At 60.1% G+C, this 20,542-nt stretch carries 20 protein-coding genes and 1 tRNA gene; 9 read left to right on the forward strand and 12 right to left on the reverse strand.

The window, feature by feature from the left end; all coding sequences use genetic code 11:
* Positions 1-146 precede the first annotated feature (146 nt).
* Positions 147-223: transfer RNA gene (locus ACIQWS_RS06375), tRNA-Pro, on the forward strand.
* A gap of 88 nt (positions 224-311) precedes the next feature.
* Here the strand turns inward: ACIQWS_RS06375 and hutC are convergent.
* Positions 312-1,067 (reverse strand): histidine utilization repressor, encoded by a 756-nt coding sequence (hutC, locus tag ACIQWS_RS06380; RefSeq protein ID WP_403172996.1) that lies wholly within the window; start codon positions 1,065-1,067, stop codon positions 312-314.
* 193 nt (positions 1,068-1,260) lie between these two features.
* Between hutC and ACIQWS_RS06385 the strand changes: the two genes are divergently transcribed.
* The 4 genes from ACIQWS_RS06385 to ACIQWS_RS06400 all read left to right on the forward strand — a co-directional run bounded on the left by ACIQWS_RS06385 (position 1,261) and on the right by ACIQWS_RS06400 (position 4,477).
* Entirely contained in the window at positions 1,261-2,100 is an 840-nt protein-coding gene (locus tag ACIQWS_RS06385) for a transporter substrate-binding domain-containing protein (protein WP_223615739.1), read from the forward strand.
* A 132-nt stretch (positions 2,101-2,232) separates the two neighbouring features.
* Positions 2,233-2,955 carry an ABC transporter permease gene (locus tag ACIQWS_RS06390; protein WP_346306001.1) on the forward strand — a complete coding sequence of 241 codons (723 nt, stop codon included), beginning with the start codon at positions 2,233-2,235 and terminating at the stop codon, positions 2,953-2,955.
* 9 nt (positions 2,956-2,964) lie between these two features.
* Positions 2,965-3,663 (forward strand): ABC transporter permease subunit, encoded by a 699-nt coding sequence (locus ACIQWS_RS06395; RefSeq protein ID WP_346306002.1) that lies wholly within the window; start codon positions 2,965-2,967, stop codon positions 3,661-3,663.
* Between the two features lie 13 nt (positions 3,664-3,676).
* Entirely contained in the window at positions 3,677-4,477 is an 801-nt protein-coding gene (locus ACIQWS_RS06400; RefSeq protein WP_223615742.1) for an ABC transporter ATP-binding protein, read from the forward strand.
* Here the strand turns inward: ACIQWS_RS06400 and ACIQWS_RS06405 are convergent.
* The 5 genes from ACIQWS_RS06405 to ACIQWS_RS06425 all read right to left on the reverse strand — a co-directional run bounded on the left by ACIQWS_RS06405 (position 4,455) and on the right by ACIQWS_RS06425 (position 9,531).
* Positions 4,455-4,721 (reverse strand): hypothetical protein, encoded by a 267-nt coding sequence (locus tag ACIQWS_RS06405; RefSeq protein ID WP_288193337.1) that lies wholly within the window; start codon positions 4,719-4,721, stop codon positions 4,455-4,457. The two genes, ACIQWS_RS06400 and ACIQWS_RS06405, sit on opposite strands and share 23 nt — an antisense overlap.
* Positions 4,722-4,973: 252 nt before the next feature.
* Positions 4,974-6,152: an O-antigen ligase family protein gene (locus tag ACIQWS_RS06410; protein ID WP_403173010.1), complete on the reverse strand. Its 1,179-nt coding sequence runs from the start codon at positions 6,150-6,152 to the stop codon at positions 4,974-4,976.
* A 77-nt stretch (positions 6,153-6,229) separates the two neighbouring features.
* On the reverse strand, positions 6,230-7,774 hold the full coding sequence (locus tag ACIQWS_RS06415) for an undecaprenyl-phosphate glucose phosphotransferase (RefSeq protein WP_346305542.1): 1,545 nt from the start codon (positions 7,772-7,774) through the stop codon (positions 6,230-6,232).
* 89 nt (positions 7,775-7,863) lie between these two features.
* On the reverse strand, positions 7,864-9,000 hold the full coding sequence (locus tag ACIQWS_RS06420; protein ID WP_403173029.1) for a glycosyltransferase family 4 protein: 1,137 nt from the start codon (positions 8,998-9,000) through the stop codon (positions 7,864-7,866).
* Between the two features lie 9 nt (positions 9,001-9,009).
* On the reverse strand, positions 9,010-9,531 hold the full coding sequence (locus ACIQWS_RS06425) for a polysaccharide biosynthesis/export family protein (RefSeq protein ID WP_223615777.1): 522 nt from the start codon (positions 9,529-9,531) through the stop codon (positions 9,010-9,012).
* A gap of 233 nt (positions 9,532-9,764) precedes the next feature.
* Here ACIQWS_RS06425 and ACIQWS_RS06430 point away from each other — a divergent pair, with 233 nt between their 5' ends.
* On the forward strand, positions 9,765-11,993 hold the full coding sequence (locus ACIQWS_RS06430; protein WP_346304986.1) for a Wzz/FepE/Etk N-terminal domain-containing protein: 2,229 nt from the start codon (positions 9,765-9,767) through the stop codon (positions 11,991-11,993).
* A gap of 6 nt (positions 11,994-11,999) precedes the next feature.
* On the opposite strand, the gene ACIQWS_RS06435 is transcribed toward ACIQWS_RS06430, so the two are convergent.
* Positions 12,000-13,130 carry a GNAT family N-acetyltransferase gene (locus ACIQWS_RS06435; protein WP_403173036.1) on the reverse strand — a complete coding sequence of 377 codons (1,131 nt, stop codon included), beginning with the start codon at positions 13,128-13,130 and terminating at the stop codon, positions 12,000-12,002.
* Positions 13,131-13,298: 168 nt separating this feature from the next.
* On the opposite strand from ACIQWS_RS06435, the gene ACIQWS_RS06440 reads away from it, so the two are divergent.
* A complete protein-coding gene (locus tag ACIQWS_RS06440; RefSeq protein WP_403177542.1) occupies positions 13,299-14,315 on the forward strand; it encodes a polysaccharide deacetylase family protein in 1,017 nt (338 codons plus the stop codon).
* Between the two features lies 1 nt (position 14,316).
* On the opposite strand, the gene ACIQWS_RS06445 is transcribed toward ACIQWS_RS06440, so the two are convergent.
* Entirely contained in the window at positions 14,317-14,532 is a 216-nt protein-coding gene (locus ACIQWS_RS06445; RefSeq protein ID WP_403173040.1) for a DUF2842 domain-containing protein, read from the reverse strand.
* 190 nt (positions 14,533-14,722) lie between these two features.
* Here ACIQWS_RS06445 and ACIQWS_RS06450 point away from each other — a divergent pair, with 190 nt between their 5' ends.
* Complete coding sequence (locus tag ACIQWS_RS06450) at positions 14,723-15,823, forward strand: COX15/CtaA family protein (RefSeq protein ID WP_403173044.1); 1,101 nt, start codon at positions 14,723-14,725, stop codon at positions 15,821-15,823.
* A gap of 93 nt (positions 15,824-15,916) precedes the next feature.
* Positions 15,917-17,131 carry an arsenite efflux MFS transporter ArsK gene (gene arsK, locus ACIQWS_RS06455; protein WP_403173051.1) on the forward strand — a complete coding sequence of 405 codons (1,215 nt, stop codon included), beginning with the start codon at positions 15,917-15,919 and terminating at the stop codon, positions 17,129-17,131.
* Here the strand turns inward: arsK and ACIQWS_RS06460 are convergent.
* The 4 genes from ACIQWS_RS06460 to rpsI all read right to left on the reverse strand — a co-directional run bounded on the left by ACIQWS_RS06460 (position 17,120) and on the right by rpsI (position 20,541).
* Entirely contained in the window at positions 17,120-17,974 is an 855-nt protein-coding gene (locus tag ACIQWS_RS06460) for an aminoglycoside phosphotransferase family protein (RefSeq protein ID WP_403173058.1), read from the reverse strand. The genes arsK and ACIQWS_RS06460 overlap by 12 nt on opposite strands.
* A complete protein-coding gene (argC, locus tag ACIQWS_RS06465; protein ID WP_403173064.1) occupies positions 17,967-18,902 on the reverse strand; it encodes an N-acetyl-gamma-glutamyl-phosphate reductase in 936 nt (311 codons plus the stop codon). The genes ACIQWS_RS06460 and argC overlap by 8 nt, the downstream gene beginning before the upstream one ends.
* Positions 18,903-18,982: 80 nt before the next feature.
* A complete protein-coding gene (gene speB, locus ACIQWS_RS06470) occupies positions 18,983-19,939 on the reverse strand; it encodes an agmatinase (protein ID WP_346304980.1) in 957 nt (318 codons plus the stop codon).
* 125 nt (positions 19,940-20,064) lie between these two features.
* Complete coding sequence (gene rpsI, locus ACIQWS_RS06475) at positions 20,065-20,541, reverse strand: 30S ribosomal protein S9 (protein ID WP_105735530.1); 477 nt, start codon at positions 20,539-20,541, stop codon at positions 20,065-20,067.
* Position 20,542: the final 1 nt, after the last annotated feature.

A 20,542-nucleotide genomic window follows, 5' to 3' on the forward strand; every position in this document is an offset into this window, starting at 1 on the left:
TGAGGCAAGGCTGGGGAAGGTAAAGAAATCCGTGGGACGGTCCGTGCTGAAAACGCCCAGGCCGTGCATTTGTGTGCAGTTTGTTCTTTTTCTTCCAAATCGGCTATTGCCAAAAAAACCCCAATATTCTAGGGGTTCGGCACCGGCGGAGCGTAGCGCAGCCCGGTAGCGCACTTGACTGGGGGTCAAGGGGTCGTCGGTTCGAATCCGGCCGCTCCGACCATTTATCCCGCCAGATCATTCATTGGTTGGATAGATCGGTTATCAAAAAGCCAGACCTCGCGTCTGGCTTTTTTGCTTGGTAAAGTGCGTCAAAGCTTCTCCGGCGTGGCACCCGTCCGCGATTCCAGCCGGTAGCGATTGCCGGGATAGACCAGATGGACCAGCGAGACCACGGTATCGCCCGACCAGGTGCGGCGGCGGATGGCAAGGCATGGCTCGCTGCGCGCAATGCCGAGCAGCTTGCGGTCGCGTGCCGACGGCATGGCAGCCTCGACGATATGCTCCGACCCGCTGAGGGGGGCAATCGCGCTGAGATAGGCGTTGGGCGTACGCGCCGTAAAATCCTGCGCCAGATAATCGGGAGCGGCGCGCGGATTGACGAAACGATCCTCGATCTGCACGGCGATGCCGTTTTCCCGGTGCACGATCACCGAGTGAAAGACGGGTGCGCCGGATGGCAGTTCAAGCGCATCGGCGACGGCACAGGCGGCGTTCTCCCGATTGAGACGAACCACTGACGCGCTGTGGACATGGCCGCGCTCGATGATTTCATCGGCGATGTTGCGCACTTCGAACAGCGTTGAATGACCCTTGCGCGCCGCGACAAACGAGCCGACGCCGCGGATGCGCACCAGCTCACCCTCATTGGCAAGCTCGCGCAGGGCGCGGTTGGCGGTCATCTTGCTGACGCCCAATCCGGCTACCAGCTCGTTCTCCGAGGGGACGCGATGCTCGGGCGGCCATTCGCCGCTGTGAATGCGGCCGAGGATCATCCGTTTCACATGGGCATAAAGCGGTGCACCATAGCGTGTGGCGGGTTGCTTCTTGAGCATGGCATCGGTCATCGCAGGCCCTTCATTGCCCATTCCTTGTGCAGGATCAGAATTTGCCTCGCTGTGCGACTTTCCCTCTTGCGCGGCACAGGGGATGTCATAAGGTACCATATACAACTTGCCAAAAGACAAAAGCTCAAAAGCCACCGCAGTGTGGCACGGGAACACGGGTTCAACACTTGCCAACCTCAAGAGGAGAAGGCTGATGAAACTACACAAGCTCCTGCTGTCGGGTGCGATGGCGCTTTCCGCGCTGTCCATGTCTGCGGCCCATGCGAAGGACTGGAAGACCGTCACGATCACACTGGAGGGCGCCTATGCGCCCTGGAATGTCACCAATCCGGACGGGACGCTGGGCGGCTTCGAGCCGGAACTGGCCGCACATATGTGCGCCGAGATGAAGATCGAGTGCAAACTGGTGGCTTCCGATTGGGATGGCATGATTCCAGCGCTCAACGCCGGCAAGTTCGATGTTATCATGGATGCGCTGTCGATCACCGACGAGCGCAAGCAGGTCATCGATTTCACGATCCCCTATGCCAATACCCATGCGGGTTTCGCCACCCAGAAGGACAGCCCGCTGGCCAATGCGGCCGGAACCGGTTCTGTTCTCAAGCTCACGCCGGGGCAGACCGGCGTTGCCGAAATTGAGGCGATGAAGACGGCCTTCAAGGGCAAGACCATCGGCATCCAGGCGGCGACCGTCTATGCCAAGTTCATCTATGACAATTTCGGCAGCATCGCCACCGTGCGCGAATACAAGACCGGCGCGGAGCGCGATCTCGATCTGGAGTCCGGCCGTATTGATCTTGCCTTCGACGATGCCGTGTATTTCGGCACGACATTCGAAAAGGCCAACGGCGCGCTGGTTTTCACCGGCCCTGAATTCGGCGGTACGATCTTCGGCATCGGCGAGGGGCTGGGCATCCGCAAGGCCGATACGGATCTGAAGGCCATGTTCGACAAGGCCATCACCGCCGCCCTGGCGGATGGCACAGTCAAGACCCTGTCGATGAAGTGGTTCAAGACCGACGTCAGCCCGTGATGATCGCCGCGAGGCGGTAACGCCCTCTGGATGAATGGGGCATTGTCAGAAAGGCGGGCATTTGCAGCATCTGACAATGCCCGCCTATACTCTGAAAAACCGGATCAACCGGGCGGAGCGGGAACACGGCGCATGTGGATAATCGAGGTGCTCGGATTTGGACAGCAGGGCTGGGGCGGGCTGCTTATCGCCGGTGCGCTGATGACCCTGTGCGTGACCATCGTCGCCCTGCTGCTCGGCGCTGTTCTCGGCACCATGGTCGCCTGGGCGAAACTGTCGGGAAACAGGGGTCTGAGCGCGCTCGGAAACACCTATACGACGGTGTTTCGCGGTGTTCCTGAACTTCTGATCATCTATCTCATCTATTTCGGCGGATCGGGCGCCGTCACCGCCATCGGTCGCTATCTCGGCTATGAAGGCTTTCTCGGACTGCCGTCCTTTGCCGCGGGCGCGCTGGCGGTCGGCATCATCTCCGGCGCCTATCAGGCGGAGGTCTATCGCGGCGCTTTTCTGGCCATTCCCAAGGGGGAACTGGAGGCCGCAGAGGCCATCGGCATGCATCGCGGCCTGCGCTTTCGCCGCATCATCGCGCCGCAGGTGCTGCGTTTCGCCATTCCCGGTATCGGCAATGTCTGGCAGCTGAGCCTGAAGGACTCGGCGCTGGTTTCGGTGACCGGGCTGGCGGATCTGATGCGCACAAGCCAGGTCGCCGCCGGATCGACCCGGCAATATTTCCTGTTCTTCATTGCCGGCGGCTGTCTTTATCTCGTTCTGACCAGCCTGTCGGACCGGCTGTTCAACCGGGCGGAGCGGCGCGCCAACCGCTCCATGCCGTCGTCCCTCGGTCAGGCCTGAGGAGCGGTCATGGATTTTGTCTTCATTTTCCAGACCATGAAAACCCTGCTGGCAGCGGTGCCGATGACGCTGGCGCTGTTTTTCCTCTCGATCTTCTTCGGCGGTCTGCTGGCCCTGCTGATCGTGTGGATGCGTGTCGCCAAAAACCCGATCCTCAGCAATTTTGCCAAGGGTTACATTTTCGTGTTCCGCGGCTCGCCGCTGCTGATCCAGATGTTCCTGGTGTTTTACGGCCTCGGTCAGTTCGGTTTCATCCGCTACAGCTTTCTCTGGCCGTTCCTGCGCGAACCCTTTGTCTGCGCCGTGCTTTCCCTCGCGCTGTGCACGGCGGGTTATACCGCCGAGATATTTCGCGGCGGTCTGCGGGCGGTTTCCGTCAAGGAGATCGAGGCCGCGCGCTCCATCGGCATGTCGGGTTTTCTGCTCGTCCGGCGGATCATCGGACCGATCGCGTTCCGCCATGCGCTTCCGGCTTATTCGACAGAAATCGTTATGATGGTCAAATCGACCGCGCTCGCCAGCCTCGTGACGGTGTGGGAGGTTACGGGCGTGGCACAGCGTCTCATTTCGCAGACCTACCGCACCATGGAAGTGTTTTTGTGCGCGGCGGCGATCTACCTCATCCTCAATTTCCTGATCCTGCAGGCCATGGCGCTGCTGGAACACCGGCTTTCCCACCATCGGCGCGCTGTTCCGCGTTTGCCGTAAGGAACCTTGTATTATGGTGCATGAACATTCCGCCGATCCCGCCGCAGCAACCGTCAACCGGCTTTCCGTGCGCAATATCCGCAAGAAGTTCGGTTCACTGGAAGTCCTGCGCGGGATTTCGCTCGAAGCCCATGACGGCGACGTCATTTCCATTCTCGGGTCGAGCGGTTCGGGCAAATCGACGTTCCTGCGCTGCATCAATCTTCTTGAAATTGCCGATGAAGGCGAGATCTGGGTGGATGGCGAACATATCAACATGGTCAGGAAGCACGGCAGGAATGTCCCGGCGAGTTCGAAGCAGGTGGACCATATCCGCGCGGAACTGGGGATGGTGTTCCAGTCGTTCAATCTGTGGTCGCATATGACCATCCTGCAAAACCTGATTGAAGGCCCCGTTCACGTGCTCAAACGCCCCCGGGCGGAATGTATTGCAGAGGCGGAAGCGCTTCTGGAAAAGGTGGGGATCGCTGAAAAGCGCCATGCCTATCCGGCCCATCTGTCCGGCGGTCAGCAGCAGCGGGCAGCCATTGCCCGCTCCCTGGCGATGAAACCGAAGGTCATGCTGTTTGATGAGCCCACCTCGGCGCTCGATCCCGAACTGGTCGGTGAAGTGCTGCGGGTGATGCGCTCGCTGGCGGAGGAGGGGATGACGATGCTTGTCGTGACCCATGAAATGAATTTTGCGCGGGATGTTTCCAACCGCGTCGTGTTCATGCGCGAAGGGCTGATCGATTGCGACGGTTCGCCAGCGGAGATGTTCAGCGGCGCAACCTCGCCCGCATTCCGGCAGTTTATCGGTAATTTCCGGGGGTAGGGCGGATTCTGCCCTTGGCGGTTTTCCGCCGGACAAGGACAGCATTCACGGCAAATCGGGCTATCGCTTCGGCATCCCGGTTGCCGATAATGAATGCGGCACGGACAAAACGCTCCAGAATTTTCCGTTCCGGATCGTTGTCATCCTCGATCTTCAACGTCCTTGCCGCCCCGTCCAGCGCCTGCTGCATGAGTTCGCCGTCGGCCGTTGAATAATTCGGATTATCGGTATCTAAAAACGTCAATGACCATTTCCACCCATTATTTTATGTGTTGGATGCAACCGGTAGTTTATAAATTCTACTTGTATAAGAAGCTTGATTTAATCGCCTGATGCTGCGTTGAAATTGCGTCTTTCTCAAGGTAACGCACGGAGACGACATTGGAAATCCATTATAAGTGATTATCCGACTGTGGTTCCGAAGTGCCTATTTACGCTAAATATATAACGGGAATTCATAGGAAAAAGTGCTTGGGTAAAGCCTGTCGCCACGGCTTCACCCCCTTGCTTCAGAAGCAGTGGGCGCCGGCGAATATCGGGCTTCCAGCGCGACGCAGCCCCAGATGATACCCACAAGAATGTAGAAATGGCGCCAGTGATCGGTATCGATGACATTACCGATGGCAACGTGCGAGAGATAGGTGAGATAGGCGCATAGCAGGAAGGGCTGCCAGGGCCTGTCGCGAAACAGGATGCGCAGGCCGAGACCCAGCGTCAGCATGGTCAGAGTCAGGTAGCTGACGAAGCCGATCCAGCCATAATCGAGCGCCGCCTTCAGCCAGATATTGTGGGTATCCTCGCCATAGATGGGCCCGAACTCCAGCGGTCCGATGCCGAGGGGATGATCGACCGACATCAGCAGGCCATACCAGTGACGGGCAAAGCGTCCGAACTGGGCATTGTCGTAATCCTGCACCAGTTGGGCGCGCGCAAAGAACAGTTCCGACACGCTCGGAATCTGCAGCGCGATGACGATGGCGACGAGGAGGATCGCGACCGCCAGGCCGGCAAGCAGGATGATTCTGATGCGGAAGAGGCGGCTCGGGCTGCGGATGAACAGCGCCAGGGCAAGGCCCGCAATCACCAGCACGGCCATGCCCCATGCGGCACGGGAAAACGACAGGAAAACGCCGAGGGTGAGGATGAGCGTGGGCACGAGGCGCAGCGGCAGGGTGCGCAGATCGCCCACCAATATGCCATGCACCAGCCAGGCAATCGGCAGGATCAGGAAGGGGCCGAAGACATTGGGATCCTTGAAGGCGCCCATGGCGCGGCCATAGCGCGTAAAAACCTCCGCTCCCGGGAAGGCATCGAAATAGCCGAGAATCCCCAGCATCGTCGTACAGACCGCCGCGATCACATAGCCGTTGAAGATCGCCTGCAGAATGCGGTGGTTGCCTTCGATGATTGCAGCGAAGAACACCGACGTGAGTGCCAGAAACAGCGACACGGCCATATACATCGGTGCTGTCTTCAGATCGGCCATCTGCGCCACCGACAGCCAGCCGCCGAGATTGAACAGCACAAGCGTTGCGAGAAGAACCACCACGCTGCGCGAGAAGCGCAGGCCGAAGAGTGCCCAGCCCACGATCAGGGTGGCCATGTACAATTCGTAGGGCGCGGGTTCGTTGATGACGAACCCGCTGAGGAACACGCCGAATCCGACGGCTGTCATCGAAAACATCCGGATCAGCGCACGGTTGCCGGCGGCCCTGCCGACGCGGGCTGAATCAGTGGGGTCGTCGGCGGCGCTCAATAGGCGTTGTCCGTGTTGAGCAGGCGGACCGGTGTCAGGAACAGGATTTTCAGATCGAACCACAATGACCAGTTTTCAATGTAGTAGAGATCGAACTCCGTCCGCATCTTAATCTTGTCTTCCGTATCGATTTCACCGCGCCAGCCATTGATCTGAGCCCACCCCGTCACACCCGGCTTGACCCGGTGGCGGGCGAAATAGCCGTCCACGACCTCATTGTAGAGCAGATTGTGGGTATGGGCCGATATGGCGTGCGGCCGAGGCCCGACCAGCGAAAGCGTTCCCATCAGGGAATTGAAAAACTGCGGCAATTCGTCGACGGATGTCTTGCGGATGATGCGTCCGACCTTCGTGACGCGCGGGTCGTTCTTGACCACCGCATTGCGCGCCGTCGGATCGCACATTTCCGTATACATGGAACGGAACTTCCAGACCTCGATGATTTCGTTGTTGAAGCCGTGCCGCCGCTGCTTGAAAATGACCGAGCCCTTGCTCTCCAGCCGGATGGCGAGGGCGGTCGCCAGCATGATCGGGCTGAAGACAATGATGCCGAACAGGCTGAAGACGATATCGAATGCCCGTTTCGCCACGGAATCCCAATCATTGATGGGCTTGTCGAACAGATCGATCATGGCGATCGAGCCGATATAGGAATAGGCGCGCGGGCGGAACTGCAGATGATTGTTGTGGGCCGACAACCGGATATCCACCGGCAGGACCCAGAGCTTCTTGAGAAGCGCCAGAACGCGCTCTTCCGCCGTGATCGGCAGGGAGACAATGAGCATGTCGATATGCGCGATGCGCGCAAACTCGATCAGCTCGGAAATATTGCCCAGCTTGGGATAACCCGCGACGACGGGCGGAGAACGCTTGGCATCCCGGTCATCGAAGACGCCGCAGATGCGGATATCGTTGTAGGGCTGCTGCTCGATCGAGCGGATCAGGTCTTCGGCCGGCTTGCCGCCACCGACAATCACGGCGCGGCGTTCCATCTTGCCGTTGCGGGCCCAGCGGCGGATAAGCCGCGACATGATCACGCGAAAGGCAATGAACAGGATCAGCCCGGAGACATACCAGGTGCCCAGCCAGACCCGCGAATAGGCTTCGGAAATCTTGAGGAAAAAGGCAGCCAGCGCCATCAGCGCAAAGGTGCCGGACCACGCCATCAGCAGGCGGCCGAATCGGGTGAACGGATTGCGCATCACCGCAAGCTGGTAACTGTCCGTGAGTTCCAGGACGAGCACGCCGACAATGGCGGTTACAAGAACGGCGGAGAAATAACTGAAGATTGCCCCCCGTTGCAGGCCGACATACATCAGAAAGACCGTCATGCCGGTCAACAGGATAATCAGGAATTCCACGATGCGCATGATGCCGCTGATCATGACGGGCGAATTGCTGTTGCGCGCATATTGCGAGGCAATCTGGTAGGCGACAGGACTGAGTTTGGCCTTTTCCGCCGGTTTGGACGATCCGGCATCGGCCGCAAGATCGCGCACGGCATCCCGCGAGAACCTGTTTTCCCCTTTTCTGTCTTTCATACTGCACCTTGAAGAGTTCGATTGATCCGTCATATCACGGATGAGCTAAGGAATGCTTGCCTGAAAAATGCATGCGGACGGGGTTCGGCCTATTCATTCAGCGCGGCGAAATATTCCGTCTCGAGCTGCGCCGCCATGCTGTCGGCACTGAAGCGTTGCCTGATCTGATCGGGACCGGGAAGGGCAGCCTGATAGGCGGCGGGATCGCCGAGAACGGCCGCCATCTTGCGGGCAAGCTCCTGCGCATCCGGTTGCACCAGGGCGACGGAATTCTCACCCACGATCTCCGGAATGCCGCCGACACGGCTGACGATGACGGGCCGACCGGCGGCCAGCGCCTCCAGGACAATGTAGGGCAGGGCTTCAGCGCGGGAGGGAATGACCACAATCCGGGCAAGACGAAACGCCATGCGCGCCTGCATGGGCGGCAGGAATCTGATGCGCGCGCGCATGCCCGTCGCTTCAGCCTGCCGGACAAGCGGATCGCGCTCGCCGCCATCGCCGACCATGACGGCAGTCGGCGCTTGTCCGCCCATGGTGCTCACACCTGCCAGGGCGTCGATAAAAATATCAGGCCCCTTCAGGCTGCGCAGTTCGCCGATGAACAGGAAATCGGCAGCATCCTTGTCCGGCCGGACAGGTTCAAAATCAGCATCCGCCAGACCGTTGTAGATCAGCGCGGATTTGCAGCGCGGTGCGCCGACCTTGGTGATGTATGTGTCACGCTCGAAAGCGGAGACAAAGATGATCCGGTCGGTCATCCCTTCCATGAACCGCTCGATGCGAAAAATCGCGCGGCCAGCCGTGGTGGCCGGGCTGTAGTGCAGGCTGCCGCCATGCGGGGAGTAAAACCGCGCAACGCGCTTTCCCGAAAGCCGCAGCAGCGAGCCGAACAGTCTGGCATAGGTGCCGCCCTTGGCGCCGTGTCCATGCAGGATATCCGGCTGCATTGCCTTGAGCGTCTTGCGGGTGCGCACCGCCGCCATCACATCGCCGGGGCCGATCTGCCGCTGCATGGCAATGCGTTTCATCCCCAATGCCAGCTTGTCCCGCATCTGTGCCAGCAGGGCCTCTTCGAAATCCCCGCCGGTCGAGGCGTCGCAGACAACGCCGACCTGATGTCCTGCCTTTATCTGTGCATCAATGAGATCGCGCACGTGCCGGAATATTCCCCCGACAGGTGCGCGAAAGCAGTGAACAATACGAAGGGATCGGCTGTCGCTCATCTCCCGCGATCAGAAGAAGCGCTCGCGCACATAGACGGTATCGCCGGGCAGGACGGGATCGGAAATCGTCACGCGGCCGGTGAGGATTTCACCGTTGAGCTGGCGGGTGATGTCGACATCCCCCTGATTGGCCCGGGCGCTGAAACCGCCGGCAGCGGCAATCGCCTTCTGGGCGGTCATTCCCGGCACGTAGGAATACTGACCGGCAGCACCGACCTCGCCCATGACGAAGATCGGCCGGTAGCGATCGACTTCCACGGCGACATCGGGGTCACGCAAATAGCCCTTGCGCAGCTTGGCGGCCACGGCGGCTTCGATCTGCTGGATTGTCTTGCCGCGGGCAGGCACGCTGCCGATGAGCGGCACCGAGATATAACCGGCCTGATCAACGCTGTAGGTATTGGTCAAGCCTTCCTGTTCGAACACGGTCAGGCGCACCCGGTCACCCGCATCGAGCAGGTAGGGCTTGTTGATGGCGTCATGAAATGCCGCAGGGGCAGGGCGATAACTGGCGCAGCCGCCGAGTGTCATCGACACAACGCTGATCGCGACCAGAAAGATTTGCTTGCTGAACACCGTAAATACCCTTGCAACAATGGCGACGAATTCGCTCGACTCTGAGCGGGATTATCAGTTCATTAGGGTTAATGGCTGGTAAACTGCATGTGCACTTTTGTTGCGCAGTCTGCTTTATAGTGCCGGATATTTTAACCCGCTGGTTACCATGGGTCTTTACCATTGCGGCATTCAAAGTGGAGTGGGGAATGCCTCGGGCTGGCTCTGTCGATAGTGACGTGGATATTGACGTTGGTGCGCTGTTTGCCAGTTTATGGCGCAACAGGGTGCGCGTTTTGCTGGGCGCCATTCTGCTGACGCTGGCGGCGTTCCTGGTTCTTTCGCTTATTTCGCCCAAATACCGCGCGGAAACACGCATTCTCATCGAGACGCGCGAATCCGTGTTTACCCGCCCCAGCGGCGAGCAGGGTGACGACCGGCCGATTCTCGATCAGGAGGGAATCAAGAGCCAGGTGGAACTCATCGGTTCGTCCGACCTGTTGAAGCGGGTGATCGCAAAACTCGACCTGGGCAACAATGCTGAACTGGCTGCTGGTGCCGATCCTTCAGCGCTGACGCGTATCCTGGCCAAGCTTGGCCTGGCCGCCGATCCCGATGCCACGGCACGCGATGATTATATCCTGCAGGCCGTGCGCGATCGCCTGGTGGTCTACAGCGTGCAGAATTCGCGCGTCATCGTCATCCAGTTTTCCTCGAAGGACCCGACGCTGTCTGCCGCCGTGCCAAATGCCATCGCGGATGAATATGTGGCAACGCAACAGGCGTCGAAATCCCAGTCGAATGCCGATGCCACCGGCTGGCTCGAACCTGAAATTGCCGATCTGAGCAAGCGGGTAAAGGATGCCGAAGCCAAGGTTGCCGCCTATCGCAGCTCGTCTGACCTGCTGATCGGCCAGAACAATGCGGTTTTGGCCACGCAGCAACTGTCCGAACTGTCATCGGAACTGTCGCGCGTGCGCGCCAGCAAGGCGGCCAGTGAAGCCAAAGCGACGGGTATTCGCACGGCGCTCGCCAAGGGTGCCCCGGTGGAAACCCTGCCTGATGTGATGGCGTCGCCGCTGATCCAGCGGCTGCGCGAACGCCAAGTTCAGCTCAACAACGACATTGCCGATCTGTCCGCATCCCTGCTCAGCGGCCACCCGCGCATCAAGGCCCTGCGGTCGCAGCTGGCCGATCTCGATCAGCAGATCAGGCTGGAGGCGCGCAAGGTGCTTGCCAGCCTTGAAAACGAGGCGGAAACGTCCCGTCTGCGTGAGGCCGAACTGACGCGCACTCTCAACGGTTTGAAGGCGCAATCATCCAAGGCCGGCGAAGAAGAAGTGGAATTGCGCGCGCTGGAGCGCGAGGCGACGGCGCAGCGCCAGCTGCTCGAATCATACCTGACGCGTTACCGCGAGGCTTCCTCACGCACGGATCGCGGCTATCTGCCCGCCGATGTCCGGATTTTCTCCCGTGCGGACAAGCCGGTCGAGCCCTATTTCCCCAAGGTTCTCCCGATGACCGCTGCGGCCTTTGTCGCCTCGCTGCTGATCCTCAGCATCGGCACGCTGCTCAGCGCCTTGTTCAGCGGTCGGGCTCTGCGTCCTGCGCACAGTGCGGCGGCGGCAGGCGCTGACGTAGTGGAACCCAAGGTGGTCACTCCCCCGAAAATCGTGGCAGCGGCTGTGCCTCCGGTTGAAAACAGCAAGCCCCTGCATGCGGAGCCGTTGCCGGTTGCCGCACCGGTATTCACGGCGCCATCCGTTGCAGCCCCGGTTCAGGTGGCAGCGCCATCGGTAGAAAGTCCCGATCACCATGCGGATCATTCGGGTGTTGCCGGCGTTGCCGACCGCCTGATGGCAAGCGGTGCCGCCCGCGCGGTTATCGTGTCGCCGGAAGGGGACGAGGCCTCCGCGCTGACCATATTGCTGGTGCGGGAGCTTGCCGATCGCGGTGTGCGGGTCGTTCTGATCGATATGACCGGATCGGGTGAAATCGGCCGTTCCATGCTGGATGGCCAGAATCTCGCGGGGATGACCGACCTTTTGGCCAATGAGCGGTCATTCAGCGAAGTCATCCACGCTGATCATTACTCGCAGGCGGAACTCATCCCCCTCGGCATCCACGACCCCGTCAAGGCCATGCAGTCCATCGGGCGCCTGCCGATGATTCTCAATGCCTTGCAGTCCGCCTATGATCTGGTGGTCATCGACAGCGGACCGGCCACGGCGGCCGAGCTGAAGCACATTGTCGACGATGGTTCCGAACTTGTGCTGAGCCTGGTCGATCCCGAAGACCGTGACGTCAAGGCCATATCCATGGCGCTGTTTGACGGCGAGTTCATCAAGCCCGAGCTTCTCACCCCGTTCAAGGATGGCTCGCTTGAGCTGGACGACGGGTTGATTGTCCGCGCCGCTGCCACGAGCCATCGCCACTGAGACTGTTCAGGCACGGCCAAAGAGCCGGGACCGCAGTTTTTTCACCGTGGTCCACAGGTGGTCATTTCTCTTGACGGCACGCACGAGATTGCCGCGGGCGGCGCGGTAGACGGCACAGGCGCGGCCCTTGGCCGTCAGGCTGTGCTGCGTGTCATGGAGCAGCGTTTCGACATCGCACCAGTTCCGCTTGTACGGCTCGTCGCCAACCCCGAAACTGTAGGAGGCAAGGTCGGTGTTGCAACTGTCCTGAATGTCTTCGAAAAACAGGAACTCACCCGGACTGGCATTGCTCATGTCATCATCGGCAATACCGATGAAGTCGATGAAGGTCTGCGTTCTCGCCCGGGATTTGCCGAGGACCGCGCGATAGCGCCCGGCGACCTCGACGGCCTTGAGCTGGAACAGGGGCTGTTCCTTCGCCGCGTGCCGGGCAAACAACTGCCGGAAGAAACGCTGGATTTCCACGGGTTCAAACGTGTTTCTGATCCCGGATCGGGCGAACTTTTCCGCCTTGTTTGCAAGATAGTTCTCAAGCATGGCATCGGCCTCGCCTGGCACCGTTGCCGTGACAATGCGGTACCCGCCGGCCTCGGCAAACTTGCCGATGCTGTTGCGGTGCTTTTTCTTCTTGCGCTTGGCATTGTGGCGCTCGAGAACCGTCTGAAAATTGCGGTCCAGCGTGATCGCCAGACTGATATTGGCATTTACCCGGTTCGGTAGTTGCAGCAGCGGGTTGGCGCAACCGTCGAGCAGCGAAAGCTGCCGTTCCAGCGTGACGAGATCGATGTCCGGCCGCAACTGGTGCAGGGCCTCGAAGAGCCGGTTCAGGTCGCCGGGGCTGACGGCATGCGCGGGGGACACAACGGGAAAATTGCAGTTGGCATGCGGCCCGCCGGGGTAGGCTGCGACCCTGAAGGGGCCGGACCGGCTGATCGCCAGCGGCAGAATGAAGACCGGTGTTTCTCCGGCGCAGAGGCAGGCGATCAGGCAATCCGCATTGACAGTCGACTGCCACAGGGAAACCCAATCTTCGGACTGTGCCGGGCCGCAGACATGGTTCTGCGGCAGGGCTCGCCAGATTGTTGCGATTTCACCGGGTGCCGCAATGATTCTTGGATCGAGATGGGCTAAAGGCATGGCGGGTTCCAGTGAAAGCGGTGTTGCGTCAAATACCATGCCGTTGATCAACGATATATAAACACTTAATCTGCATGAAATGACGGTCACGATCCCGTTTCAACATGCCTATTAGCGCGAATTGGTGAAGGAATGGTCCACGCGGCCGACTTGATACGAAAGGCCGTGATGCGACTGGCGTGGCACACCGGTTTTGCGTCGACGGCGCGCGAGCATTTTGGCGGGCTGGGCTCGATCATCATGTTGCATCGCGTCCGTCCGGACTGCGTCAGCCCGCTTGGCGTGACGCGCTCCCTGTCCATCACGCCAGCGTTCCTTGAACAGATCATCGTTTCGCTCAAATCCGAGGGAACCGAGTTCATCTCCATGGACGAGGTGGTCGAACGGGTGAAGAGCGGCAAACGTTCCGACCGGCGTTTCGTCGCGGTGACGCTTGACGATGGCTATGACGATAATTTCCACCACGCCTATCCTGTCTTCCAGAAGCATTCGGTGCCGTTCGTCGTGTACGTCGCGCCGGGTTTCATCGAAGGTGCGGCGGTGCTGTGGTGGGAAGTCGTCGAAAGTCTTGTCGCCAAGGCGGATTTCATCCGAATCCCCGACGGGCCGGAATGGCGATGCGGGACGCTTTCCCAGAAAAGGTCGGCTTTTCATGCCATTATGCGGTATTTCTCATATACGCTGACCGAACTGGAACAGATGCCTGTCCTGCGCGAGATGTGCGCGGCGCAAGATATGGTGTGCAGCGTCGCGCCGGACCGCGATGTCATGAGCTGGAACGAAATCCGCCAGATGAACCGCGATCCGCTGTGCACCATCGGCGGCCATACGGTGCACCACTACAATCTGAAAAAGCTGACGGCGGGCATGGTCGCGCAGGAAATGCATCTGTCGGCAGGCATGATCGAGGACCAGCTCGGGCGGCGGCCGCAGCATTTTGCCTATCCCTACGGCTCGGCCAAGGCTGCCGGGCGGCGGGAAGCCGACATTGCGGCATCGGAAGGTTTTCTGTCGGCGGTCACCACGCGCCACGGCACCATCCATACCGAGCACAGCAACAATCTGCATGCCTTGCCGCGCATTTCGATCAATGGCCGTTTTCAGAAGCTTGTCTATGCGAAGACGATGATGAGTGGTGTGACAACGCCGATTGCCAATGCCGGGCGGCGCGTCATTCAGGCCTGAGTTATGCTTTCTTCTTCGGTGCCTTTTCCATCCAGCTGATGATGAACATGGCGGGAATGACCCAAAGCAGGCCGGTGCCAAGAAAATAGATCAGGTGGATCCACGGGCTGGCATTGGCAAGCAGCGCCACGGCGAAGATCGTGGCGACGATGGTGTAGACGCAAACCAGGGTAACCAGCAGGATGGTTCCGATGAGTTTCTTGAGCCTTACGGGCATGAATCCATTCCAGTTCTGGTCTTTTTCATCTGCAACACGTGCGCAAGGGTCTCATCTAACCGGTTAAGCCGCGGGCGAAAAGCAAAAAAGCCCCCCTTGCGGTAAAAACGCGACGGCTTGTCGCGTAAACCCGGCTTGTCATCCCGGCGCATATGCTGCACCTATCCGGCCAGTTACAGGAGTGTTTTGAATGGCCGCCCACACCCTATCCGAAGGCGCTGTGTCCTCCGCCGGAGATCGCGAAGCGCGCAACCGCAGGCTGATCCGCGTGTGGCTCTATCTGGTGCTGCTTGTGCTTGCCACGATTGTTCTTGTGGGCGGTGCGACGCGCATGACCGGTTCGGGCCTTTCAATCACCGAATGGAAGCCGATCCACGGCATCATCCCGCCCTTGAACCACGCCCAATGGCTGGAAGAGTTCGAGAAATACAAGCTCATTCCCCAGTACGAACAGCTCAACAAGGGCATGAGCCTTGGTGAATTCCAGCGCATTTTCTGGTGGGAGTGGTCGCACCGGTTCCTGGCGCGGGGCGTCGGTTTCCTCGTCGCCATTCCGCTTGCCTTCTTCTGGCTGACCGGCCGGCTTGAACGGCTGCTGAAGCCGCGCATGATCGGCATCCTGGCGCTCGGCGGCCTGCAGGGCGCCGTGGGTTGGTGGATGGTTGCGTCGGGCCTCAGCGGCCGCGTCGACGTCAGCCAGTACCGGCTGGCGACGCACCTGACACTGGCCTGCATCATTTTTGCCGCCGTGATGTATGTGGCACGCGGGCTTGCCGTCTATTCGGAAAGCTCCGCTGGCCGGAGCACCCAGCGTCTGGCCGGATGGTTCGTGGTGTTTGTCTTCATCCAGATTTACCTCGGGGCCCTGGTTGCCGGGCTGGATGCCGGTCTTTCCTACAATACCTGGCCGCTGATGGATGGGGCCGTTGTTCCCGGCGACATGTTCCCGATCCAGCCCATCTGGCACAATTTCTTCGAGAATCCGAAGACCGTGCAGTTCGTTCACCGCTGCTTCGCCTATTTCGTGCTGCTTGCGGCGCTGTGGCAGGCGGTCTCGACGGTGCGGCGTCTGCCGGGTACAACCCATGCGCGGCGTGCGATATTCCTGGTGGTCCTTGTCCTCACGCAGGCAGCCATCGGCATCACCACGCTGCTGATGCAGGTGCCGATGAGCCTGGGCCTCTTGCATCAGGGATTTGCCATCGTCATCCTTGGCTTTGCCGTTGCCCATTGGCGTGCCACCAAGGGCGCCTATCCCTTGCCAACGGAAATCACCACTGCACGCACGTAGCGGCTGTCTTTGCACAAAGACTCGGTGTAGTGATTCGAGAGCTTCGCTGGCTACGGACAGTGGGGCATTCCCGCCGTATCGAAAGCAATCATCATGATTCTTAGCGCAAGACGCTCACTGGCCGCCGTTACAGGTCTGGGTGTCACGCAGATCGTCAGCTACGGCACGCTTTATTACAGTTTCAGCATCCTCGAACCGGCCATGGCGCACGAGTTCGGCCAGTCGCGGCAATGGCTGTTTGCGGCCTTCTCCGGCACGCTTCTGATCGGCGGCATCATCTCGCCATGGTCCGGCCGCTGGGCCGACCGCTTCGGAGCAGGGCGGGTGATGACATTCGGTTCGCTCGCCGCAGCCCTGTCGCTCATCCTCTGCGTCCTGGCGCCAAGCTGGATCTGGTTCGCTCCGGCACTCGTGACAACGGGGATGGCCACACCGTTCATCCTCTACAACACGGCCTTCGCGGTGCTTGTGCAGATCGATCCGCAGACGGCGCCGCGCCGGATCACCTATCTGACGCTGATAGCCGGGTTTTCCTCAACCTTGTTCTGGCCGCTGGCAACACGTCTGCTGACAGTGTTTACATGGCGGGAGATTTACCTGTTCTATGCGGGATTGCAGGTCTTCATCTGTTTTCCCATCCATTTCTGGTTGTCGCAGATGACGCGGCGCTCGCCAAAGCTGCATGAGGAACGCGCGGATGAACCTGCCAGGGGCGTCGGCGGGCAGTTGCCCGCCGAGAACAGGCGTCCGGCGCTGCTGCTGATCATGGCGGGGTTCTCGCTGGCAAGCTTTTCGCTGTCGGCCATGCTCGTGCATCTGGTGCCTGTTCTGGCTGCCGTGGGTGTCGGCACGTCTGCCGTTCTGGTCGGCGCCATCTTCGGGCCATCGCAGTTTGCCGCACGTCTGGTGAACATGGTTTTCGGTACCAGACTGTCGGCGATGTCGATCGCCGTGCTGTCGACAGCCTTGATCCCCCTGTCGTTCCTGATGCTGATCGCGCCGCTGCCGGTGCCGCTGGTGGCAGGCGCCGTGGTCTTCGCCATGCTCTTCGGCATGGGATCAGGGCTCAACAGCATCGTTCAGGGCACCTTGCCGCTGGCACTGTTCGGGCATCAGGGCTATGGCGAAATTCTGGGCAAGATCACCTCGGCGCGGCTGATCGTGTCGTCATCCGCGCCGTTCATTTTCGCCTTCATCATGGAAAAACTCGGGCCGACGCTGGCCTTGTCGGTTGCCGCCACGGTAGGCATTCTCGGCGTCCTGACATTCCTTGCGGTCGCCCGCCTGATCAGGCGTTCAACCCAGTGAGGCCATCACCCGTTGCACTGCCCGTGCGACGCCGAGGCTCCGCTCCGCTTCCTCGAAATTTTTGTCTTCCGTGTGCCATGAGGCCGACAGCGCCGCATGCGACATGGCATAGCCGAGGATGGTGCGGATATCACGGTTGAAGGCGCGGGAGAAGGTGAGGGCCATGGTGGCAACACGCTGGTCGCTGGTGCGCAAATCCTGCCGTTCCAGCGGGTTGTAGAACATGTTGGCGGCATCGTACATCGGATCGCCGAGAAGCCCCTGCGGGTCGATGACAAGCCAGCCCCGATCGCCCAGAAGGATGTTCTCGTGGTGGACGTCGCCATGCAGCGGCTGAACCTCGACCGGGTTGCTGAGCAGCGTGTCGGCAATTCCCGCCGCTGCAACAAAAATACTGGCATCACCGTTGTTCCGGTCGATTCCCGCTTTCTTGAACAGGCTGGCATATTGTTCGCGCAATGGCCGCAGGTCCGGTGCGAAGGATTTGCCCTTGCCATTATTGCCCAGCAGTTTCAGCAGGACATCGACAGCAATCGCAGTGGCCGCATCGTCGCCATGCGCGTTCAGATGGTCCAGCAGCGTGCGGCTGCCGGCATGTTCGAGCAGCAGCAGATTGCCTTTTTCGGCCAGCACGCGGATGGAGCCGTTGCCGTCGTGCCAGTCGAGATAGTGCACGCCGCGCAACTCTTCCCGCATACCGGTTTCGTTGAGTGCCTTCACCACGGCGGGTGTGCCGTCAGCCAGCCGCACCATGATGATGCGGCTGGTATGGGTTTCAACGAACAGTTCCGGAGACGATATCTGCCACTCGGCCGGGAACGTCTCGTGGATGCTGTCAGCCATGGTTCAGCATGAGGTCGAGATTCTGCACGGCCGCGCCGGAAGCGCCCTTGCCGAGATTGTCGAGCAGCGCCACGAGGTTCACCTGTCCCTGACCTTCGGTGCCGAGCACGAACAGCTTCATGATGTCGGTATCGCGCAGTTCCTCCGCATCGATTCTTGCAAGGGATGCGCTCTCCGCCAGCGGCACCACCTGCACGATGTCCTGGCCTGCATAATGGGCAGTCAGGGCGGCATGGATGGATTCCAGCGAGGCATTGCCGTTGAGATCGCCGGTGAACACGGGAACCTGCACGATCATCCCCTGGGCAAAGCGGCCGACGCTGGGACTGAAGATCGGACGCCGGTCGAGATGGCCGTGCGTCTGCAGTTCCGGCACGTGCTTATGCTTGAGCGGCAAGCCGTAGAGGAAATTGTTGGCGCTGATATGGTCCGGATTGGCGGGATCTTCCATCTGCGCGATCATCTGCTTGCCGCCGCCGGTATAGCCGGAAACCGCATTGACGGTGATCGGGTAATCGCCGGGAAGAATGCCGGCATCGCGCAGTGGCCGCACCAGAGAAATCGCGCCGGTCGGATAGCAGCCGGGATTGGCCACCAGCCGGGCATCGGCGATCTTCTGCCGCTGAGCCCGGTCAAGCTCGGCAAAGCCATAAGCCCAATCAGGATGAATCCGGTGTGCCGTCGATGTATCGATGATCCGCGTGGAATTATGGCCCTCAAGGATGGCAACGGCTTCCTTCGACGCATCGTCCGGCAGGCAGAGGATTGCCACGTCGGCGCTCTTCAGGAAGTCGGCGCGCATGTCCTTGTTGCGCCGCTCGGCTTCCGGAATGGAGAGGACGTCCAGATCATGACGGCCGGCCAGCCGTGTCCGGATTTGCAGTCCTGTGGTGCCGTGTTCGCCGTCGATAAAGATTTTCGGTTTCATGGGAAATGCCTTTGAAGCTTGGTATTCAGAGAGTTAGCGAGAAAACCGGATTCGATATGTAAGAACCCTGAATCAGAATGTCAGCTTCGTCGCTTGGCTTTTTTCTCCGCAAGAATACCTAGATAGTACATCGCTATTGTGGCACCGGCGATGGCCGTCACATCCGCATGGTCATAGGCGGGGGCGACCTCCACCACGTCAGCGCCAACAATGTTGAGTTCGGTCAGATGGCGCAGCACCGAAAGGATTTTCGCCGAGGACGGACCGCCGGCAACGGGCGTGCCGGTTCCGGGCGCAAAAGCCGGGTCGAGGCAATCGATGTCGAAGGTGAGATAGACGGGTTTGCCCGCCGTGCGCTTGATGATCGCCTTGGCGATCTCGGCAGCCGACATTTCCTCGACCTCGTAGCCATAGACAATCTGCAGGCCGCAATCATCCGGTGCATGGGTGCGAATACCGACCTGAATGGAATGCGCGGGGTCGATGACGCCGTCGCGCGCTGCCCGGCCGACGAAGGAGCCATGATCGATGCGCTTGCCGTCATCGTACCAGGTGTCCTGATGCGCATCGAACTGCACCAGCGCCACCGGGCCGTGCTTGGCCGCATGCGCCTTCAGGATGGGCCAGGTGACGAAATGATCGCCGCCCATGGAGAGCAGGAACGCGCCCGATTTGACGATCTTGGCTGCTTCACGCTCGATTGTCGCCGGGGTCTTCTGGTGATTGCCGTAGTCGAGCAGGCAATCGCCGTAGTCGATCACGGCGAGGTCTTCGAACAGATCGCGCTGGAAGGGATATTGCGGGTCATTGTCGAAAATGGCCGATGCCCGCCGGATCGCCTGCGGGCCGAACCGCGCACCCGGCCGATTGGAAACCGCCGCGTCGAAGGGAATGCCCCAGACGACCACTTCCGCACCGTTCAGATTCTTCGTATAGCGCCGGCGCATGAAGGACAGCGCCCCCGCATGCGTGGGATCGGTCGCAGCACTCGTCAGGGTCCGTGCGGTGAAGGCGTGATCGATGGTCTTCGATGGCATTGGATTTCTAACTCCGGGATAATGCATCTTCAGCTTGGCGGCGAAGCTACCGCAAACGCATTTATTGGCAACAAAAAAGCGGACCCGAGGGCCCGCTTTCTGTTCTGTCCAATGGAAACGCTGGATTAGCGCTTCGAGAACTGGAAGGAACGACGGGCCTTCGCCTTGCCGTACTTCTTGCGTTCAACAACGCGGCTGTCGCGTGTGAGGAAACCACCCTTCTTCAGAACACCGCGCAGGGCAGGTTCGAAGTAGGTGAGGGCCTTGGAAATGCCGTGACGAACGGCACCGGCCTGACCGGACAGACCACCACCGGCGACGGTCGCGATGATGTCGTACTGGCCGGCGCGGTTGGCGGCAACGATTGGCTGCTGCAGGATCATCTGCAGAACCGGGCGGGCAAAATACTTGCCGTATTCCTTGTCGTTGATGACGATCTTGCCGGAACCTGGCTTGATCCAGACGCGGGCGACCGCATCCTTACGCTTGCCTGTTGCATAGGCACGGCCATTGGCGTCGAGCTTCTGGACATGAACCGGTGCAGCTGCCTGCGTCGATGCGGCGGCAGTACCGAGATCTGCGAGCGAATTGAGCTCAGCCATT

Source organism: Phyllobacterium sp. NPDC097923, assembly GCF_044760925.1.
In the GTDB taxonomy this organism is placed as follows: Bacteria; Pseudomonadota; Alphaproteobacteria; order Rhizobiales; family Rhizobiaceae; genus Phyllobacterium; species Phyllobacterium calauticae.

Excerpts from the sequence above, each read along its gene's own strand:
- ACIQWS_RS06415 (WP_346305542.1), bottom strand. The coding sequence starts at position 7,774 with ATGAAAGACAGAAAAGGGGAAAACAGGTTCTCGCGGGATGCCGTGCGC.
- ACIQWS_RS06435 (WP_403173036.1), bottom strand. The coding sequence starts at position 13,130 with ATGCCTTTAGCCCATCTCGATCCAAGAATCATTGCGGCACCCGGTGAA.
- ACIQWS_RS06420 (WP_403173029.1), bottom strand. The coding sequence starts at position 9,000 with ATGAGCGACAGCCGATCCCTTCGTATTGTTCACTGCTTTCGCGCACCT.
- ACIQWS_RS06460 (WP_403173058.1), bottom strand. The coding sequence starts at position 17,974 with ATGGCTGACAGCATCCACGAGACGTTCCCGGCCGAGTGGCAGATATCG.
- rpsI (WP_105735530.1), bottom strand. The coding sequence starts at position 20,541 with ATGGCTGAGCTCAATTCGCTCGCAGATCTCGGTACTGCCGCCGCATCG.
- ACIQWS_RS06385 (WP_223615739.1), top strand. The coding sequence starts at position 1,261 with ATGAAACTACACAAGCTCCTGCTGTCGGGTGCGATGGCGCTTTCCGCG.
- ACIQWS_RS06440 (WP_403177542.1), top strand. The coding sequence starts at position 13,299 with ATGCGACTGGCGTGGCACACCGGTTTTGCGTCGACGGCGCGCGAGCAT.
- ACIQWS_RS06410 (WP_403173010.1), bottom strand. The coding sequence starts at position 6,152 with ATGACAGCCGTCGGATTCGGCGTGTTCCTCAGCGGGTTCGTCATCAAC.
- ACIQWS_RS06445 (WP_403173040.1), bottom strand. The coding sequence starts at position 14,532 with ATGCCCGTAAGGCTCAAGAAACTCATCGGAACCATCCTGCTGGTTACC.
- hutC (WP_403172996.1), bottom strand. The coding sequence starts at position 1,067 with ATGACCGATGCCATGCTCAAGAAGCAACCCGCCACACGCTATGGTGCA.
- ACIQWS_RS06430 (WP_346304986.1), top strand. The coding sequence starts at position 9,765 with ATGCCTCGGGCTGGCTCTGTCGATAGTGACGTGGATATTGACGTTGGT.
- speB (WP_346304980.1), bottom strand. The coding sequence starts at position 19,939 with ATGCCATCGAAGACCATCGATCACGCCTTCACCGCACGGACCCTGACG.
- ACIQWS_RS06425 (WP_223615777.1), bottom strand. The coding sequence starts at position 9,531 with ATGACACTCGGCGGCTGCGCCAGTTATCGCCCTGCCCCTGCGGCATTT.
- ACIQWS_RS06390 (WP_346306001.1), top strand. The coding sequence starts at position 2,233 with ATGTGGATAATCGAGGTGCTCGGATTTGGACAGCAGGGCTGGGGCGGG.
- argC (WP_403173064.1), bottom strand. The coding sequence starts at position 18,902 with ATGAAACCGAAAATCTTTATCGACGGCGAACACGGCACCACAGGACTG.
- arsK (WP_403173051.1), top strand. The coding sequence starts at position 15,917 with ATGATTCTTAGCGCAAGACGCTCACTGGCCGCCGTTACAGGTCTGGGT.
- ACIQWS_RS06395 (WP_346306002.1), top strand. The coding sequence starts at position 2,965 with ATGGATTTTGTCTTCATTTTCCAGACCATGAAAACCCTGCTGGCAGCG.
- ACIQWS_RS06400 (WP_223615742.1), top strand. The coding sequence starts at position 3,677 with ATGGTGCATGAACATTCCGCCGATCCCGCCGCAGCAACCGTCAACCGG.
- ACIQWS_RS06450 (WP_403173044.1), top strand. The coding sequence starts at position 14,723 with ATGGCCGCCCACACCCTATCCGAAGGCGCTGTGTCCTCCGCCGGAGAT.